Raw genomic sequence first — 18,079 nt, 5'->3', positions numbered from 1 at the left:
TGACAAGGCACGCAGTAATAACAAGGTGCGCACTGCACGCTCGGCTGACAGGGGACACACTGCTCAACTGGACCTGCAGAACAAGTCAAACATTGCGTTGGCTGGCATGGCAAACAGTAATAAGCCGGCCCTGGTGCACAGGTGACACATTGTAGGTTTGGCTGACAAGTGACACACTTAACATTAGGTTGACAGGTCAAACAGCAATAAGCTGCATTTTGCTCACATTGCGCACAAAAACTGACCGTACAAGGGGCACAGAAATTGATGATACAAGGCAAGCAATTGTCACACTTACGTACTGATTGACCGCTGTCGCACACCACGCACTCCGTTGCAGCGCAAACAACACACTTATCAGCAGAGGCTTGGCTGCTACATTGAACTTCCAGTTCTTTCACTTTTGACGTTAATTCCGTCACCTGAAGCTGAAGTTCCTTTATCGTTTTCTCACTCATTTTTCATTCCTTGAAGCTAAGTTAATAGCGTAGAAAATGCTAACAGATGGTCTCAAAAATTAATTCGAGACGGTTGAACGCCTCGAGCACTCACAGCTTTCGCGGTGACTGCTCGAAAACGCTGTTTGAATCGAGGAAAGACAGCTTCCTCTAACTCAAATTGGAGATTGATTTCTAACTAATAGAATGGATTAGGAATTAGTCGGTAAACTGCTATTGCACTTTGGTTAAGGTGTTTGCGGTAATATGGGGGAACTTGTACTTTGTGCCGTCAATATCGAGATTTAGCGAGATATTTTGCGTATATTGCAGCTGCTGTTGTCCTGTCGATAACAGCTCTAACCAGTAAGTGGTGCTAAATTCCAATACGTCTGAGTGGTCCTTCATAAAGGGAGTATTAGCAATTGCACCGCTATTACTTGTATCTACTGTGAGCACGGTGGTATTACTCACATGCACACCTTTAGCAGCCAGCTCCAATAACGCGACATCTAAGACGGCATTTGGGTTGATATTGGGGTTTTTGGGATCATTCACGCCATAGTTAACATTAAAAGCTTCTGGGGCATTAATGGGTAAACAACTCGCTACTGGAATTTTTGGCGCACCAAATATTTTGCTCGCTCCTCCCAAAGCCAAGATAGAGTTACCATGAGGCACAGATACTTGCTTAACAATAGCAGTTGAAGGGTTTTGGCTCGGAATAGGATTCGGCGCCGGCGGCGTTGGAATATACGGAGCGGTATTAAGCGCATTTTGTCCTTGTGGGCCAGTGACCTGATGTAACCAAGAGCCGTTTTCAGCATGGACTAATTCATTGGCCTGTGGCCCATCAGCGAAAAAGACTCTTTGCTCATAAAATATCGTGTAAGCACCTTGCTCATATTCTCCACCTCGGTTAGCCACCTTACCTTGTATTGCACTAAAGGTAATGACTTCATAATAACTGTGGTTTTTTAATATAAACCCATTGGGGGCAGTCACCTGCGGAATTGGCATGACATTAAAACCGCTAAAGCGTTGGCTAACCCAAGTACCAATTAATCCGGCCAGAGGGCCTAATTTACCTAATATGTCAGGCTTAGAATCACCACCACCTGGTGCAAGCAGTGGAATATCATAATCAGGCACATATGGTGACGATGCAGGTGCATTTACCGCGCACAGGCGAGTGGACGGGTTTGCTTCGGTACATTTTGTCACTGGGCAACCTAGCTCTGCTAGGTCTGCGACTCCTTGTACTGTTACAGGACATTGTTTCTCAAGATCGGCAACTACTGATGTGAGTTGTTGAACACTCAAATCTAACTGTTCTAAATCTGGCTTTGCGTTCATTATCATTGCTCCATGCTTTTAGTTAACCAAACCAAGGCTTCCATTCCTTGCCTTAAACAAAGCAATAAACTCACTTTGATTTGGGTGTATTAAAAAACTAGCACAGCAATTCCAGCTAAAAAATAGTACTTTTTTGGGATAATTAAGCAATAATAATAGTGGGTTTTAAGGCCGGATTTAGTCGTGTCAATAGTATTGCAAACAACTAAAAATGTGCTTATAAGGACTCGATAAATCCTAGTTATAACAATGGATTTATCATCACCAAAGAAAGAGAGTAAGGTTTACGGAAGGTTTCAGTAAGATAGGCTGAAGATAGCGAGTGAACACGCTTGCATCCACTCTAATACTAAAGGATTATTTTACGGCTAATGCTTGAGCCGTAAAACTGGCATTATCGGCCTGCTAATGCACTTGCTGGTGGTGTTTGACTTGCCTTCCACGCTGGGTAAAGTGTGGCAATTAGACTCATAACAAATGCCAGAGACACCACCATCATCACATCAGTAGCGACCAACTGCGAAGGCAAGAAGTCAATAAAATAAACATCTGCTGACAGCAGCTGAATGCCTAATACTGATTCAATTCCTGCAGCAATATCACTTAGGTTGAGCGCAACAGTTACACCTAAAACAGAGCCAATCACACAGCCCAGTATGCCATTTAACGCGCCTTGCACAATAAAGATTAGCATCACCGCGCTTTTTTTCATGCCCATGGTCAATAAAATCGCAATTTCAGACTGCTTATCTCTTACTGCCATCACTAAAGTCGAAACAATATTAAAACAGGCGACGGCAATAACGAGTGCCAAGACAAGGTACATCACCATTCTGACAAGTTGTATATCTTGATACAGATGCCCTTGAGTTCGTGTCCAGTCCGTAATGTAGACATACTGCTGCTGACTAAAGCCTAGGTCACGGATCAACATTGGCGCTTGAAATACATTACTGGCCTTGATCCGAATACCAGAAACCCCCTGTCCTAACTTGAGTAAATCGGCAGCAAAAGCCATAGGTACATAAGCGGTGGTAGTATCTAGCTCGCCACCAAGTTTAAAAATCCCTGAAACGACAAAGCGTTGGCTTTTAGCTGCAGCAATCTTATTCTGAGCTTGCTTGCTGTTATTGGGCATATATAGGCTAATTGATTGCCCTACCGCTACATCTAAACTGTCTGCTAACCCTTTACCAAGCACAATATTATTTTTGCTTTCATCCTGCAGGCTGTTCCAGCTCTGTTCAGACATAAAGTCACGAATATTCGAGACCTTGCCCTCAAGCTCTCCGTCGATACCAAGCACCGTCAAGCCTTGAAACCCGCCAGGCTTTTGTATCAAACCTTGCATCCGCACAAAAGGAGCTGCTGCGACGATCCCCGGCACCTTATTAGCATCAGCAATAATGCTCGGCCAATTTTGTATTGGCTCGTTAACCCCCGCTAACTCTCCGTGCGAGACTACACCTAGCAGCCTATTTTCCAGCTCTTCTTCAAAACCATTCATTGCCGATAAAGCGATGATTAAGACTGCGACACCAAGCGCTATGCCCGCGGTTGATGCAAACGAAATAAAGTTGATAAAGCGATTCGATTGGCGCGCCAAATAAAAGCGCCAGCCGATCCGCATCGCTAACAGGCTTTTCATCCAGCGAGCTCCTCAGCATTCACCAAATGGCCATCTTTCATATGCAGTTGTCTATCCATTCTCGCTGCAAGGTCTTGATCATGAGTCACCACCACAAATGCGGTTCCTAACTGTGCAGCAAGTTCGGTAATCAATTCGTAAACCGCTTCACCACTATTGGCGTCAAGGTTCCCTGTTGGCTCATCAGCAAGTACCAACTTGGGATCATTGATCAATGCACGAGCAATGGCGACACGTTGACGCTCACCACCCGACATCTCTGCCGGCGTATGTGCTAAACGATGTCCAAGGCCAACTCGTTCGAGCAATGCAGTGGCCTTACTCTCTACCTCTTTACGCTTTTTACCTTGAATAAGTGCCGGCATCGAGACATTTTCCAAAGCACTAAATTCAGGTAATAGATGATGGAACTGATAGATAAAACCAATATTACTATTACGCACGTGAGCTTGGCGCTTACTCGATAGTTTATAAAGATCTTCATCGAGCATGACCACACTGCCACTACTGGGTTTATCCAGTGTGCCCATGATATGCAGTAATGTGCTCTTACCAGAGCCAGAACTTCCGACTATCGCCAGTTGTTCACCTTTGTAGACCTCGATATTTACGTTATGTAACACTGGAGTTTCAACCGCACCATCAGTGTAGTGCTTGCTGACATTGCTAACTTTTAGCAATAACTCTGAATTCATTGTTGACTCACTATTCATGTCTAAGGGTACTCGCAGGCTGAACATTGGCAGCTCTTAAGGCCGGGTAAATGGTGGCTAATAAAGTCATGATAAGCGTACCTATCACTATCCAACTGAGTTGGTTTAACTCGAGCTGTACCGGCAGGTTCTGTCCAGCACCAAGAATGGAAATCCCCATTACATTGGTGATTTCATTTAAATTAAGCGTCAGCAGTACACCAGCAGCCACGCCAGTAAGCAGGCCAATGATGGCATTTAATGACCCTTGGATCATAAAAATCCCCATCACACTTGAGGTTGTTAAGCCTTGGGTTTTTAACACTGCTACATCGGTGGTTTTATCAACCACCATCATCACAAGCGCCGAGACAATATTAAATGCAGCAACGGCGATAATCAGGCTCAACATTAAAGACATCATATTCTTTTCCATTTTGACCGCACCAAACAGGTGCCCATAGGAATCATGCCAGTCTGTCGTTGTGACTTCATGGGAGAAATAACCTTGTACACTTGGCGCTATGGTAGAGGCCTTAAACGGATCGTCTAAATAAACACGTAATTGTTTTACTTGCCCTGGAGTTTGGCGCATCAAGCGCTGTGCATCATCATGATGCATGTAGGCGACACTCGCATCTACTTGAGAGCCCATCTCAAAAATACCTGCCACTGTAAACTTTCGCTGACTAGGAATTGGGCCTAATGGGGTGTAAACCACACCATCGCCACTCAATACACGAATTTTATTACCGACGACTACATCCAGTTTACGCGCCAGTTCAGCGCCCAATATAATACGGTACATACCCGCAACGAGCGCATCAAAATCACCAGAATAAGTATTACGCGTCAGGCTGAGTAGTTTTTGCTCCTGCTGTGGATATACGCCATAGATCTGCGCTGCACCAATATTCGACGGCGACTGCAACATTGCTTGGGTGGTTACGCTAGGCGTAACGCCTTGCACCCCTTTTAACGCGCTTAATTGCGCGACATCTTGTTGCCAATCATTTAACGCAACGTTTGAGTGAATAGTTAACTGTGGCACTGCGCCTAAGATGCGCTTTTTGAGCTGCCCTTCAAGGCCGTTCATCACCGAACTCACCACAATTAATGCCGCCACACCCAATAAAATACCAGACACAGAGAATATGGTAATGAAAGAGGCAAAGGCATTAGCCTTTCTTGCGCGCCAATAACGGTAACCAATATAAAAAGATAATGAAAAATTCATTAAAAATTCCAATTAAAATCAAATCTAATCTGATGCCAATCAAGTTGAAAGATTGATGTAAGCACATCAATTAGCTCAACCAATATTGCTCAGCAATACTCTACCCATCATCGAAGCCAAGGCTTTTGTTATCTCGAACCTTGCTAAATCATAAAGATGCGCACGATAATAGGGGTATTCGCCCCCTAAAAACAAGAGGCAACACCATTGTTAAACGACTCTAGCGCCTATTTTAGTATTAATCATCCATTTGATGCCTATTTACAAGCTTGGGACAATAACCTGCCTCTACCCACTCTTGCACAACTTAGCCTAATGCTACCGCCGAGTTTACAGTTAATTAGCGACATTAAGTCACTAGAATCCGACTGTCTGTTGCAGCTTCGTCATCTTGATGATGAAGCCAAAACAGTTGTAGAGTTTTTAAAACTGCAATCACGTAAAATTGACATGGTATTACAGCATGTGATTGGTAAAGAAGAGTATGACGGTAACCGTTATGTGGGCAGCCATTTCGGCGGCAGCTCAATTACCGTTACCAGTAGTGAAGAACTGCCTCTTGGCAGTGACTTTAAAGTTAGTTTGCACATTAAAGAAGAATTGGTCGCATTGATTTGTTTTGCTAAAGTCCAAAGTTGCTCGCTCATCAATAATGAAGATGATAATTCACCTAAGAGCTTTAGCATCCAACTGACATATAGTGTTATTCAGGATGCTGATGTTGAGCAATTGGTTAAGGCAAGCTTAAGTCTGCAACAGAAACAACTGAAATTACGAAAGCTAGCACCATAATCTAATACTACTTTTCGCTGGTCAGAGCGACGGCAAGCCACTACAATACCAAGCAACTTTGCTGTTATTGGACACGTTTTCTCGCCTTGATGAATGCCTTTTCTGTATTGACTCCACCAGCGGTCAAAAGTGCTAACTTAGCACAAACGCTGTGTACTATTGGTGGCGCTGCCCAAGCGCTAACTATCGCGAATATCGCAAAGCAACATCAAGGTGTTACCCTTGTTGTCACAGCCGATACTCCAAGTGCTATTGCGCTGGAAACAGAGTTAAGCTATTTGCTTAGCGAAACGGCTATGTCGATATGGTTATTCCCTGACCGAGAAACCCTGCCCTATGACAGCTTCTCGCCTCATCAAGATCTGGTCTCTCAACGTCTTGAAGCACTGTCTAGGATCCCGCAAGCGCAACACAGTGTGGTTATCGTTCCTATCAGTACCTTAATGGTAAAACTACCGCCTCAATCATTTTTAAGTGGCAATGTACTGATTTTAGAAAAGGGTGATAACTATCAACTGCACGATGTTAGAGAACAGTTGATTAATACTGGCTATCACAGTGTTGAGCAAGTCTATGAGCACGGGGAGTTTGCAGTACGCGGTTCGATTATTGATATTTTCCCGATGGGCTCAAATCAGCCGTTTCGCATTGAATTATTCGATGATGAAGTGGAGTCAATTCGCCATTTTGATCCGGAAACTCAGCGCTCTAGTCAAGAAATAGCATCAATTAGATTATTGCCCGCCAAAGAGTTCCCCACTGATGACTCGGCAATTGAAGGTTTCAGGCAACGTTACCGTCGGCGTTTTGAGGTATTAGTCAAAGAGCCGGGCTCTATCTACCAGATGGTCAGTAAAAAGACCATGCCTGCGGGAATTGAGAACTATCTGCCGCTATTTTTTGATGAAACAGCCAGCCTGTTTGATTATCTGCCTTCAAAAACCCAACTAGTCACTCTTGGCGACATTGAAGCCGCCAGTCAAGCTCATCTGCATGAAGTTGAAATCCGCTATGAAGACAGACGCGTTGATCCACTGCGGCCACTATTGGCTCCGCAGGAATTGTACCTATTAACTGAGCAGATCTTTGCAGCTTTCAAAGCCTTACCTCGATTCCAGTTAAAGACACCGCCATACTCAGGTACATCAGTTGAGGCCAAAGCTGTTAAATTACCCGATCTAACGGCAAACCATAAACTGAAGCAACCTCTCTCTCTCCTTGAAGAGTATGCCACATTAGGCGATAGGTTATTATTTAGTGCAGAATCCGAAGGCCGCCGTGAAGCACTGGTAGAGTTACTAAGCAAAATTGGTCTAAAACCTAAACTGTTCAACCATTTTAATGAGTTCGCCGCCAGTAAAACCAAACATGGGCTAATAGTCTCTCCGCTTTCTCAAGGTTGTATCATTGAGAAGAAAACAGGTGGCAAGTTCAGCCTTATCTGTGAAACCGAACTATTTGGGCAACGTATTTCTCAGCGGCGTCGCCGCGATAAACAGCGTCAGATTAGTAGTGATGCGCTGGTTAAAAACCTAGCGGAGCTAAAAGTTGGTCAACCCATCGTCCACCTTGAGCATGGGGTTGCCCGTTATCAAGGCTTAGAAACATTAGATACTGGCGGGCTGGTTGCCGAATACTTAGTACTTGAATACTCTGGTGGCGACAAGCTTTATGTGCCTGTTTCTTCACTGCACCTGATCAGCCGTTACAGTGTTGGCCCTGATGAAGAGGCGAACCTCAATAAACTCGGCAATGAAACCTGGTCAAAAGCCAAGCGCAAAGCGATTGAAAAAATCCGTGATGTTGCCGCAGAGCTACTTGATGTTTATGCCCGTAGACAAGCACGCCCAGGCGATGCTTGTAAGATAGATCAAGAAGAGTATGCCCAGTTTGCCAGTAGTTTTCCGTTTGAAGAAACGGTCGATCAAGAGACGGCAATTACTGCTGTACTCGATGATATGCGCACCCCAATGGCAATGGATAGACTCGTCTGTGGTGACGTAGGTTTTGGTAAAACTGAGGTCGCTATGCGCGCCGCTTTTGTGGCAGTTAACGACGGCAAACAGGTGGCAATACTCGTCCCGACCACCTTGCTTGCACAGCAGCATTTTGAGAATTTTCAAGACCGCTTTGCCGATTGGCCATTTAAAATCGAGGTGATGTCCCGCTTTAAAACAGCCAAAGAACAAAACCAGGTGATGAAAGAGCTCACAGACGGTAAAGTCGATATTGTGATCGGTACTCATAAATTATTGCAATCAGAAGCCAAATTCGAAAACTTAGGCTTACTCGTTATTGATGAAGAGCACCGATTTGGTGTCCGTCAGAAGGAGAAAATTAAAGCACTACGGGCAAACGTGGATATTTTAACCCTCACAGCCACGCCTATTCCACGAACATTAAACATGGCCATGTCGGGGATGCGAGATCTATCGATTATTGCGACGCCTCCGGCTAAACGATTAGCCGTAAAAACCTTTGTACGTGAATATGACGACGCCACGATTAGAGAGGCACTACTGCGTGAAATATTACGTGGTGGCCAAGTTTACTTCTTACACAATAGTGTTGAAACCATTGAGAAACGCGCAGCAGAGATTAGTGAATTGCTACCCGAAGCGCGAGTGGTGACAGCCCACGGACAGATGCGTGAGCGAGAACTTGAACGTGTCATGTCTGATTTTTATCATCAGCGCTTTAATGTACTTGTCTGTACTACCATCATTGAAACTGGTATTGACGTTCCATCGGCCAATACTATCGTTATTGAGCGAGCTGACAAATTTGGCTTAGCGCAACTGCATCAATTGCGAGGCCGCGTCGGTCGCTCTCATCACCAAGCCTATGCTTATTTAATGACGCCACATCCAAAGCGTATGACTAAGGATGCCCGTAAGCGACTCGAAGCCATTGGCGCTTTAGAAGATCTCGGTGCAGGCTTTATGCTGGCAACCCAAGACTTAGAGATCCGAGGTGCCGGTGAACTGCTTGGCGATGAACAAAGTGGTCATATTTCCAAGATCGGGTTTACCCTTTATATGGAAATGCTTGAAGATGCCGTAAAACTGCTTAAAGAAGGCAAAGAGCCTTCACTTGATCAAATGCTGCGTCAGCAAAGTGAGATTGATTTGCGGATCCCCGCCTTACTGCCTGACGATTATGTGAGTGATGTGAATATGCGCTTGTCACTGTATAAACGTATCGCTAATTGTAAAACAGAAAAAGCAGTCGATGAACTAAAAGTCGAGCTAATCGACCGTTTCGGCATGTTGCCCGAACCGACCAAGAACCTAATGGAGTTGACGCTCTATAAGCATCTGGCCACACAACTGGGGCTAAGAAAGATCGAGATGCATGCAAAAGGTGGTAGCATAGAATTTGGCGACGATAACAAGGTCGATCCAGGTTTTATTATTGGTTTATTACAGAACCAACCACAAGTATATCGAATGGATGGTCCGAATAAGCTAAAGTTTGCTATGCCATCTGAATCGGCCAAAGACAGGCTTGCACTCATTAAACTGTTAATTGAACAGTTGTCTCAACATCGCATTGGAGAATAAACGTGTTTAGACTTTCTACACATAAATTGATGCTTGCACTTGCAGCAAGTCTACTTTCGAGCCTGTCAGCCACAGCTATCGCCCAAGAAGAGCGTTGGTTTGAGGTTGAGATCTATCTGTACGAGCATAATTCTCCTACGGTTGAGCAATGGTCAGATAAAGCCGTTAAGCCTCGTCAACGTAAAACCGTCGACTTTATCACTCCATTGGTAAGTACTGATCTAACAGCGGTTAATATGGGCCTCAACGGTTGTACTTCTACAGATTGGGCAACCGATAGTCTTAACTGTAATGAGCAGCTTAACTCAAACAACCAAGTTAAAAGCTTAACTGATATACCTATGGTGATTGCAGCGGCGGAACCTGCAACTGCACATTTGGGAGATGGCGCGGTATTGCTGGCAGAGAGTCAAAGTCAGTTTAAAGAGATCATTGCAACGTTAAAGCGAGAGAAAGGCAATAAGAGCCTGATGCATATGACATGGCAACAATCGATGTTGCCAAGAAATAGGGCAATTCCAATCAAAATTTACTCAGGCCATGACTTCTCAAACGAGTACGAACAAAATGGTCAACCGTTGCAAAACAGCGATATTAGCGACGATCTGCCACAGTTTGATTTTATGAGTATTGGTTTTCTAGCTGAGCCGCAAAAGCCTGTGTGGAAGTTAGATGGAACCTTGAATATCTATCTTGAGCACTACCTGTTTATTGAAACGGCATTTTACCTGCGTGAAGAAGGAGAAAAGACCGTAACGTTAACGCATCGTGATAACCCTTCCTCAACGGGTATAGACTCAAAGCCAGAAGTAGAGTCTGTCACTAGTCCATTTTTATACTCGATTCCGATGAAGCAAAATCGACGTGTTAGAAGTGATGAAGTACACTATTTTGACCACCCTAAAATGGGGATGATCATTCAGATCAGAAAAATGGAGCACCCTACAGCCAAGGGCTCTGAAGAAGAGAAAGACTCTATTAGCAACGCCAACCCAGAGCCCTCCCTTTTAAACGAGTAACCTAAGCTAGAGCTGTACAATTGAAAAGTCGAGGTAGATATCATCTGCCTCGTCATCTTCAACATAAACATTATCAACACTTGCCATTGGCGCGCCGGTTTCACACCAACGAATCAATTTGTCCACCGCAGGATAACTGCCCTGAGCAAGCACTTGCACCGAACCATCAGTCAGGTTACTCACATAACCTGTTAGACCTAGCGCTGTTGCTTGCGCCAAGGTACTTTGACGAAAAGAGACACCTTGAACCTTTCCAGTGATCTTAATGATGACACGCTTCATAGTTAGCACCTACCCTAGTGTTTCGGTCTTTGAATCGTTTATTTTCTCGGTAAGCAAGCCTATTACTACGCCTACTTTTAACAACTTAGCGCATACTAGCCAAATGAGCAAAGTGTTTGACGCAATAAAAAACCCACTGAAGATGACGATCTTTAGCGGGCTAGAAAATGACGGCAAAATTTGATTTAAGCAGACTTGAAGGCCTTAATCCTATTTAGCTGTGTAGCTAATGAACTGAATTTATGACTCTGCTCTTCATCCCACACTACACTGTAGTAATCTTGCAAACAGTCAGCGACATCAACATTATTATTAACCTCATCGTTTCGCGCCAATATACACAGTGCTTTCCCCTGATTAAGACCACGAAAATCCTTAACGCACTTATTAGCAATATCGGCGTACTCTTCGGGACGGTCAATTTTGTCGCCCATATTGTCCTGAGGCGCTAAATTAGGATTAATCAATACAGATTTGATACTGTTTAAGAAACCAATCCTCTCAGCCCAAAATCCACCTAAACCAACACCAATTATCAAAGGTGACTTATCATCAGAGGCGGCAATGTGCTTGCTTACTTCATTAAGCAAATACTGCATATCGTTTTTAGGATGCTGGGTACTGTAGCTTACCAAGCGTACGTCTTGGTCAATAAACTGCAATTGGCGCATTTTGTCGTGATTACCTGGACTTGTAGCGTCGAATCCGTGCAAATAAAGGATCATGGTTAAATATACCTCTTACATTTGTTTGCCACACATATTGCCGCGTTTAGAAAAGCGGCTATGCTTTCGTCTAAAGCACATAGTGTTTGAGCAACGTCATTTGCATTTGTAGCACTATACTAATACTGCCATTAGTTAAGTGCTAGTGGCTTTCAACAACAAAGACTGACCCTACAACTAAAAAACACCGAGCTGCAGCGTTTTTTCGTTAGCCAAAAGGCATGTTTCTCGGTTAGTTTTAGCTTGTGTACTCAACTCTGTGCAATTGTCTTTAATCGTCGTGATATTCGCGTTAATTGTTCTTATAGCAACACTTTGCTGCTCAACTGCCGTTGCGATACCGGTGGTCATATTATGTATTGATTCAACCTCCTCTATCACCTCTTCTAGCATCTTGCTAGAATTAGAAACGTCTTGTAGGTTGTTTATGCTAGCATCTTTAATATGCCCTACATCAGTGACAACACTCGTGGTAATCAATTGCAGCTCGCCAATAATGTGAGTTATTTGCTCGGTTGACTCTTGTGTGCGTCCAGCCAGTGATCTAACTTCATCTGCAACGACAGAGAAGCCACGACCATGCTCACCAGCCCTTGCCGCTTCGATTGCCGCATTGAGAGCTAATAGATTTGTTTGGTCGGCAATGCTCTTAATTTCATCTATAAAACTATTAATATTGCTACATTTCTCCTCCAAGAGACCGATACTGTTTACAGAAGAGATCAGGGAATCTGTATTCGACGATAAATGGCTATGCATCATATCGAGTTGTGATTTCCCATTGGCCGCCTGAAGCGCTATCTTTGCCGCAGTTTCAGCCGTAGTATTCGTGCTTTTAACTATTTCATCGACAGAGTATTCAAGCTCTAACGAAGAGGAAGCGACAAACTCGCTCTTACCTTGTTGTTGTAGCAATTTCTCTTGGCTAATGACTGCATTTTTCTCTACAGCCAGTGTGACATCTCTAAGCTCGCTGACAGAAACATTAATTTGCTGGGTAAAAGCGATAAACTTATTGATAGCTTCAATAATATCGCCAAATTCATCATTTGATTGTTTTACTAGTCGAAGTGTAAAGTCACGCTTGGTAATGATGTTATTTATACTCTTTACTGCAACGGCAATCGGCTCTGTAATACTCTTGCTTAATCGAATAATAAGCAGTGTCAAACCAAAAGAAACCAATAAGAAAATCACCAATGAAAGCCAGAAAGCCCAACGAGACTGGCGCTCAATATACTGCGATAATGCTGTAGTAGACTCAGATAGTAATGCTTCGGCCCTATGAGTCGATTGACGCATTTTACCGCGCAATCCTTCCTCTGGCGTTAACCCTATGGCCAAATCTAGATTTTTATAGCGAGTAATTGCACGCTGATAGGAAGTAATTGAACTTGAAATCTCTGGAGTATCATCTACTGAGGCTTGCAGCTTAGCGAGTTGCTCGAATAATGCATCAAGATACTTTTCATCCTGGCGCAGCATATAATCTTTTTCATGGCGACGAACTGTAAGTAAAGTCACTAAATTATCAGTTTGTTTTTGCTGATAAAGTAAAGCCTCGAGATCATGTGTAGCAGCTCTCAATTGACCATAGCTACCACTGTCTTTGTCTAGCCCTCTTTGCTTCATTGAACCGACTAAGGCTAAAAAATGGCGCTTATACTGCTCAAATGAGGCTTGAAGATCCGCGACACTTATCTGCTGCATTCGAGTATCGAGTTGATCGATAAGGGCGGTGATCTTGATGTAATTATCTTCAAAACTTTTCCGATATTTATCATCTTGACGCAGTAGGAAATCTTTTTCATTACGACGTAATTGTAATGCAACAATATTTATATCTAAAATTGCGGTTTTCATTTTAGAAAGGGAATCATGCTTAGCAGCGAAATATTGCGAGCTAAGTAATAAGATTAAAAGGCTAGTTACAACAACTCCAATTAAAATAGCCAGCTTACGAGCCAAGCTTATATCTGTATTTAACAAGTTAGTATCTCTTTTTATAGCATAAAGCATCCAATTGCCCACCCAAAAGGCGACATTAAATACATTTTGCAGGGGATATTTTCTGTAGACTAGCTGGTCGTACGAGTTAACACAACGCCACATCTGTTACACAATGTTACCCAAGGTAAAAAGTGTAACTCGCTGATTAATAATAGGCTATTACCTGAACCTATTTAGAGAAGAATATATTCATTACTAATATTACGTTGTATTTACTATTAAACTACTCAGCTTCAGTCGAATAAAATCAACTTATGATTCAATGCAAATTTTTATGCTAATAAATAGACTACTATTAGTCAGCTCTAACGTTACGATTTAGTAATATATAAATAATCTGTAAACTAAGCCTAAGAATCATTTATTCAAAAGTATTTCCTAGGCTCATTGCTTATTAATTAAGGACAGTACATATCAGTAATTCGCGCACCTATCGCTATAGAATAGTTGCAGCAATTACTTTTGCTTTTTCCCAACGCTCGCTATCTTGCAAAGCTTTGGCGACAGTTTTCAAATCTGGTTTTAACCTATTCGCAGCCACACTTTGCTCCCCTTTCGGCCAATTAACCCCATGCAGTACTTCGGTAGCACCAAAACTGTCGTTACATACCAACACCATGTTACAACCTGCATCGATGGCCGCTTGTGCTCGCTCACAATAACTGCCAGCAACAGCAGCGCCTTTCATACCGAGATCATCTGAAAAAATCACCCCGTTGAAGCCTAATTCTTTTCGCAGAACATCCTGTAGCCAATAGGGTGAAAAGCCTGCAGGATTAGCATCTACATTGGGGTAGATAACATGCGCAGGCATGATCCCTTGTAATCTCTCTTTAGTAATAAGCTGCTTGAAAGGTTGCATATCATTAGCAAATATCTGTTCTTTGCTTCTTAAATCAACGGGCTTGGCAATATGGGAATCCGCCTCCACACTGCCGTGTCCAGGAAAGTGTTTGCCCACACTTGCCATGCCAGCTTGCTCCATGCCTTTTATAAATGCCGTCGCGAGCTGCTCGACTTCAGCTTTATCACAACTAAAGCTACGTTTGCCAATCACTTGGCTAATGCCATTAAGATCAAGTACTGGCGCAAAGCTCAAATCAATATCAACAGCTAACAACTCTATCGCCATTAAAAAGCCAAGTTCTGTCGCCCAAGTCGTTGCTAGAGACAGATCTCCCTGCGCTGCTGGCAATATATCTCCCATCGCAGGTAAAACTGTAAAGTCATCCCTAAAGCGCTGCACTCGACCACCCTCTTGGTCGACGGCAATTAAGATGTCAGCACGAACGGCTCTTATTGACTGAACAAGCTGTATAAGTTGGCTGCGGTTAGTGTAATTTCGGCTAAACAAAATAAGTCCACCAATCATTGGGTGGGACAGTTGCTCACGCTCTGCATCGCTCAAAATTGTTGATTCAACATCTAACATCAAATAACTCATATAACCTCAAAATAATTATCGTTCGTAATATATATAAAGTACTGCTGGACTTAAAAACGGCGTACAAACAAAAATAACAAAACTAAGCACATGTTTAATATAAAAAATTAAAAAACAGCCAAACTATAACCTGAAAACCTAAACCTAAAGCATCAAATTAGTTTATCTAATGCTTTTATAGTCAGAGCAAAAAATCTAATGCTAGATATAACGCTAAAGTATGGGATACTTTTTACACCAATCAATGCAAGCGACTAAGATTAGCATTAAGCTTAAGTTTTTTACGCCGAATAATCGACAAAAACATCGTTGAACTCAATTCGCGTGTAGCATTAGTCTAAGTCAAATTGGTTAAAACAATAACAACTAAAGCAATAACAACGAGAGTAAAAAGGTTTTAGCATGATTAGTGTATTCGACATGTTCAAGATAGGCATTGGCCCCTCAAGTTCACACACTGTAGGCCCGATGAAAGCGGGTAACATATTTATTGAAGATCTGACTAAGCAAGGTCTTTATGACGCAACAGATGAGATGCGTTCTGAGCTTTTCGGCTCGTTAGGGCAGACAGGTAAAGGCCACGGTACAGGTAAAGCTGTGATCCTCGGCTTGATGGGAGAAGCACCTGATACCGTCGATACAGATAAGATTGATGCCATTCTAGAAAACGTTAGCAATGATGAAAAACTAATACTGAACAATGGTCGTGAGGTATTGTTTTCGCGTGCAAATGGGATTACTTACCATAGACGTAAAAGTCTGCCAGCTCACGCCAATGCAATGACCCTTTATGCTTATGCTGAAGGAAAGTGCATTTATGAGCGCACCTACTACTCTGTCGGTGGCGGTTTTATCTTAGATGAAGATGAAATTAAAGCGCAGGATGCCTCCCCTGCAGCACCTATCAAGTCAGCCCCTTATGATTTTGATTCTGCTCAGCAGCTACTTGAGTTGTGTACTGAGCATGGTTTTAGTATCTCATCGTTAATGATGGCAAATGAACTAAGCATTGCAGACACAGATGCCATACAGCAGCAGTTGTGGGAAATTTGGCAGACCATGAAAACCTGTGTAGAACGCGGTTACCAAAAAGAGGGAATTTTACCCGGTGGTCTAAAATTACGCCGCCGCGCGCCGTCACTTTATCGCCGACTAAAAGCTGAAGGTAAGAATGTTGTCGATCCGTTGACCGCAATGGACTGGGTAGATCTATTTGCCCTGTCCGTTAATGAGCAGAATGCTGCTGGTGATCGTGTTGTGACTGCACCGACTAACGGCGCAGCTGGTATCATTCCCGCCGTTTTATGTTATTACGACATGTTTGTGCAAGAGGTCGACATGGACGTGTGTTGCCGTTATCTATTAACTGCTGCTGCCATTGGTATTCTGTATAAGAAAAACGCCTCGATTTCTGGTGCTGAGGTAGGATGCCAAGGCGAAGTGGGCGTTGCTTGTTCGATGGCTGCCGCAGCACTGACTGAAATTATGGGCGGTACGGTTGAGCATGTAGAGAATGCTGCCGAGATTGGTATGGAGCATAATCTCGGATTAACCTGCGACCCTGTAGGTGGCCTAGTGCAAGTCCCATGTATTGAACGGAATGCTATGGGGGCCGTTAAAGCGATTAACGCTTCACGTATGGCTATGCGCGGCGACGGTAACCATAAGGTGTCTTTAGATAAAGTCATCAAGACCATGATGGATACCGGTAAAGATATGCGTAGTAAATATAAGGAAACTGCAAAAGGCGGTTTGGCTGTGAATATCGTAGAGTGTTAAACACTCTATAGTTTTCCATAAAAAAACCTCGCATTAGCGAGGTTTTTTTATTGCCAGTTAATAACGACTACCTAACGGGCAATTGAATATCTTCAAACATCGCTTCAATTTGTTGAGCATCTCTTAACGCAACCGCTTTTTCGACAACCGTGCGAGTCAGATGTGGTGCAAAGTTTTCGATGAAATCATACATGTAAGTTCTTAAGAAATTGCCCTTTCTGAAACCGATCTTAGTGGTGCTGTGTGCAAACAGATGGCTGGCATCAATAGCAACCAAATCTTTATCCATATGCTCATCGATTGCCATTGAGGCGATAACACCGACACCAAGACCAAGTCTAACGTAGGTTTTCAGCACGTCTGCACTCGTTGCACTAAATACCACTCTTGGCTCTAACCCTGCTCGATTAAATGATTTTTCAATCTCTGAGGCGCGATCAAAACCAAACACATAAGTGACTAATGGGAAGCGACCAAGATCCTCAATGCTGATATGGCTTCGGGAGGCCAGTGGATGGTCTCGAGTTACCACAATAGAGCGGTTCCAGTGGTAACACGGCAACATAATTAAGTCGTTATAAAGGTGCATAGCCTCAGTTGCAATAGCAAAGTCAGCATCGCCACGGGCTGCTAACTCACTAATTTGCGATGGCGTGCCCTGATGCATATGCAAATTAACTTTAGGGTAGCGGTCAATAAAACCTTGAATAATATGCGGCAGTGCATAACGTGCTTGCGTATCAGTCGTTGCAATGTTGAGTTCACCTTGATCGGGCTTAGTGTACTCTTCCGCCACTTTTTTAATACTTTCTACTTTACCTAAAATGTCATTTGCAATACTAATCACTTGCAGACCCGCTGGAGTTACGTGGGTAAGATGTTTACCGCTACGCCCAAAGATCTGGATACCGAGCTCATCTTCAAGCATACGCACTTGTTTACTAATACCGGGTTGAGAAGTATAGAGGTTCTCTGCGGTCGCAGAAACGTTGAGGTTATGGTTAACCACCTCTGCAATATATCTAAGTTGCTGCAACTTCATCTTTAGTCCTTCTCTTTGGTAGGCTTATAGATCTGTAAATAGATTAAGCAATG

Annotated in this window: 13 protein-coding genes; 4 read left to right on the top strand and 9 right to left on the bottom strand. The window is 43.3% G+C overall.

Annotation, left to right across the window (positions count from 1 at the left end):
* Positions 1-671: 671 nt before the first annotated feature.
* From SWP_RS07825 to SWP_RS07810, 4 genes are all read right to left on the bottom strand, one after another.
* A complete protein-coding gene (locus tag SWP_RS07825) occupies positions 672-1,793 on the bottom strand; it encodes a heme-binding protein (protein ID WP_020911910.1) in 1,122 nt (373 codons plus the stop codon).
* Between the two features lie 394 nt (positions 1,794-2,187).
* A complete protein-coding gene (gene lolE, locus SWP_RS07820) occupies positions 2,188-3,441 on the bottom strand; it encodes a lipoprotein-releasing ABC transporter permease subunit LolE (protein ID WP_044555771.1) in 1,254 nt (417 codons plus the stop codon).
* A complete protein-coding gene (gene lolD / locus SWP_RS07815) occupies positions 3,438-4,136 on the bottom strand; it encodes a lipoprotein-releasing ABC transporter ATP-binding protein LolD (RefSeq protein ID WP_044556339.1) in 699 nt (232 codons plus the stop codon). Before lolD ends, lolE begins: the two co-directional genes overlap by 4 nt.
* A gap of 10 nt (positions 4,137-4,146) precedes the next feature.
* Positions 4,147-5,370: a lipoprotein-releasing ABC transporter permease subunit gene (locus SWP_RS07810; protein ID WP_044555770.1), complete on the bottom strand. Its 1,224-nt coding sequence runs from the start codon at positions 5,368-5,370 to the stop codon at positions 4,147-4,149.
* A 207-nt stretch (positions 5,371-5,577) separates the two neighbouring features.
* Between SWP_RS07810 and SWP_RS07805 the strand changes: the two genes are divergently transcribed.
* From SWP_RS07805 to SWP_RS07795, 3 genes are all read left to right on the top strand, one after another.
* Positions 5,578-6,162 carry a hypothetical protein gene (locus tag SWP_RS07805; RefSeq protein ID WP_020911902.1) on the top strand — a complete coding sequence of 195 codons (585 nt, stop codon included), beginning with the start codon at positions 5,578-5,580 and terminating at the stop codon, positions 6,160-6,162.
* A gap of 89 nt (positions 6,163-6,251) precedes the next feature.
* On the top strand, positions 6,252-9,725 hold the full coding sequence (mfd, locus tag SWP_RS07800; protein ID WP_044555769.1) for a transcription-repair coupling factor: 3,474 nt from the start codon (positions 6,252-6,254) through the stop codon (positions 9,723-9,725).
* A gap of 2 nt (positions 9,726-9,727) precedes the next feature.
* Positions 9,728-10,744, top strand: coding sequence for a peptidoglycan binding protein CsiV (locus SWP_RS07795; RefSeq protein ID WP_143711181.1), 1,017 nt, complete (start codon positions 9,728-9,730; stop codon positions 10,742-10,744).
* A gap of 6 nt (positions 10,745-10,750) precedes the next feature.
* Here the strand turns inward: SWP_RS07795 and SWP_RS07790 are convergent, their stop codons facing one another.
* From SWP_RS07790 to nagZ, 4 genes are all read right to left on the bottom strand, one after another.
* Positions 10,751-11,026, bottom strand: coding sequence for an acylphosphatase (locus SWP_RS07790; RefSeq protein ID WP_020911899.1), 276 nt, complete (start codon positions 11,024-11,026; stop codon positions 10,751-10,753).
* Between the two features lie 185 nt (positions 11,027-11,211).
* Entirely contained in the window at positions 11,212-11,751 is a 540-nt protein-coding gene (gene ycfP / locus SWP_RS07780; protein ID WP_020911898.1) for an alpha/beta hydrolase YcfP, read from the bottom strand.
* A gap of 177 nt (positions 11,752-11,928) precedes the next feature.
* A complete protein-coding gene (locus tag SWP_RS07775; protein ID WP_143711180.1) occupies positions 11,929-13,614 on the bottom strand; it encodes a methyl-accepting chemotaxis protein in 1,686 nt (561 codons plus the stop codon).
* 583 nt (positions 13,615-14,197) lie between these two features.
* Complete coding sequence (nagZ, locus tag SWP_RS07770; RefSeq protein WP_044555766.1) at positions 14,198-15,205, bottom strand: beta-N-acetylhexosaminidase; 1,008 nt, start codon at positions 15,203-15,205, stop codon at positions 14,198-14,200.
* 402 nt (positions 15,206-15,607) lie between these two features.
* Between nagZ and SWP_RS07765 the strand changes: the two genes are divergently transcribed.
* Positions 15,608-16,984 carry an L-serine ammonia-lyase gene (locus tag SWP_RS07765; protein ID WP_020911895.1) on the top strand — a complete coding sequence of 459 codons (1,377 nt, stop codon included), beginning with the start codon at positions 15,608-15,610 and terminating at the stop codon, positions 16,982-16,984.
* A 67-nt stretch (positions 16,985-17,051) separates the two neighbouring features.
* On the opposite strand, the gene cysB is transcribed toward SWP_RS07765, so the two are convergent.
* Positions 17,052-18,026, bottom strand: a complete 975-nt coding sequence (gene cysB / locus SWP_RS07760) for an HTH-type transcriptional regulator CysB (RefSeq protein WP_020911894.1) — start codon at positions 18,024-18,026, stop codon at positions 17,052-17,054.
* Positions 18,027-18,079: the final 53 nt, after the last annotated feature.

It is taken from the genome of Shewanella piezotolerans WP3 (assembly GCF_000014885.1).
In the GTDB taxonomy this organism is placed as follows: Bacteria; Pseudomonadota; Gammaproteobacteria; order Enterobacterales; family Shewanellaceae; genus Shewanella; species Shewanella piezotolerans.
Note: the sequence above shows the minus strand (reverse complement) of the source record. Positions and strands in the feature narration are given on the sequence as shown.

Excerpts from the sequence above, each read along its gene's own strand:
- SWP_RS07825 (WP_020911910.1), bottom strand. The coding sequence starts at position 1,793 with ATGAACGCAAAGCCAGATTTAGAACAGTTAGATTTGAGTGTTCAACAA.
- lolE (WP_044555771.1), bottom strand. The coding sequence starts at position 3,441 with ATGAAAAGCCTGTTAGCGATGCGGATCGGCTGGCGCTTTTATTTGGCG.
- lolD (WP_044556339.1), bottom strand. The coding sequence starts at position 4,136 with ATGAATTCAGAGTTATTGCTAAAAGTTAGCAATGTCAGCAAGCACTAC.
- SWP_RS07810 (WP_044555770.1), bottom strand. The coding sequence starts at position 5,370 with ATGAATTTTTCATTATCTTTTTATATTGGTTACCGTTATTGGCGCGCA.
- mfd (WP_044555769.1), top strand. The coding sequence starts at position 6,252 with ATGAATGCCTTTTCTGTATTGACTCCACCAGCGGTCAAAAGTGCTAAC.
- SWP_RS07790 (WP_020911899.1), bottom strand. The coding sequence starts at position 11,026 with ATGAAGCGTGTCATCATTAAGATCACTGGAAAGGTTCAAGGTGTCTCT.
- ycfP (WP_020911898.1), bottom strand. The coding sequence starts at position 11,751 with ATGATCCTTTATTTGCACGGATTCGACGCTACAAGTCCAGGTAATCAC.
- SWP_RS07775 (WP_143711180.1), bottom strand. The coding sequence starts at position 13,614 with ATGAAAACCGCAATTTTAGATATAAATATTGTTGCATTACAATTACGT.
- nagZ (WP_044555766.1), bottom strand. The coding sequence starts at position 15,205 with ATGAGTTATTTGATGTTAGATGTTGAATCAACAATTTTGAGCGATGCA.
- SWP_RS07765 (WP_020911895.1), top strand. The coding sequence starts at position 15,608 with ATGATTAGTGTATTCGACATGTTCAAGATAGGCATTGGCCCCTCAAGT.
- cysB (WP_020911894.1), bottom strand. The coding sequence starts at position 18,026 with ATGAAGTTGCAGCAACTTAGATATATTGCAGAGGTGGTTAACCATAAC.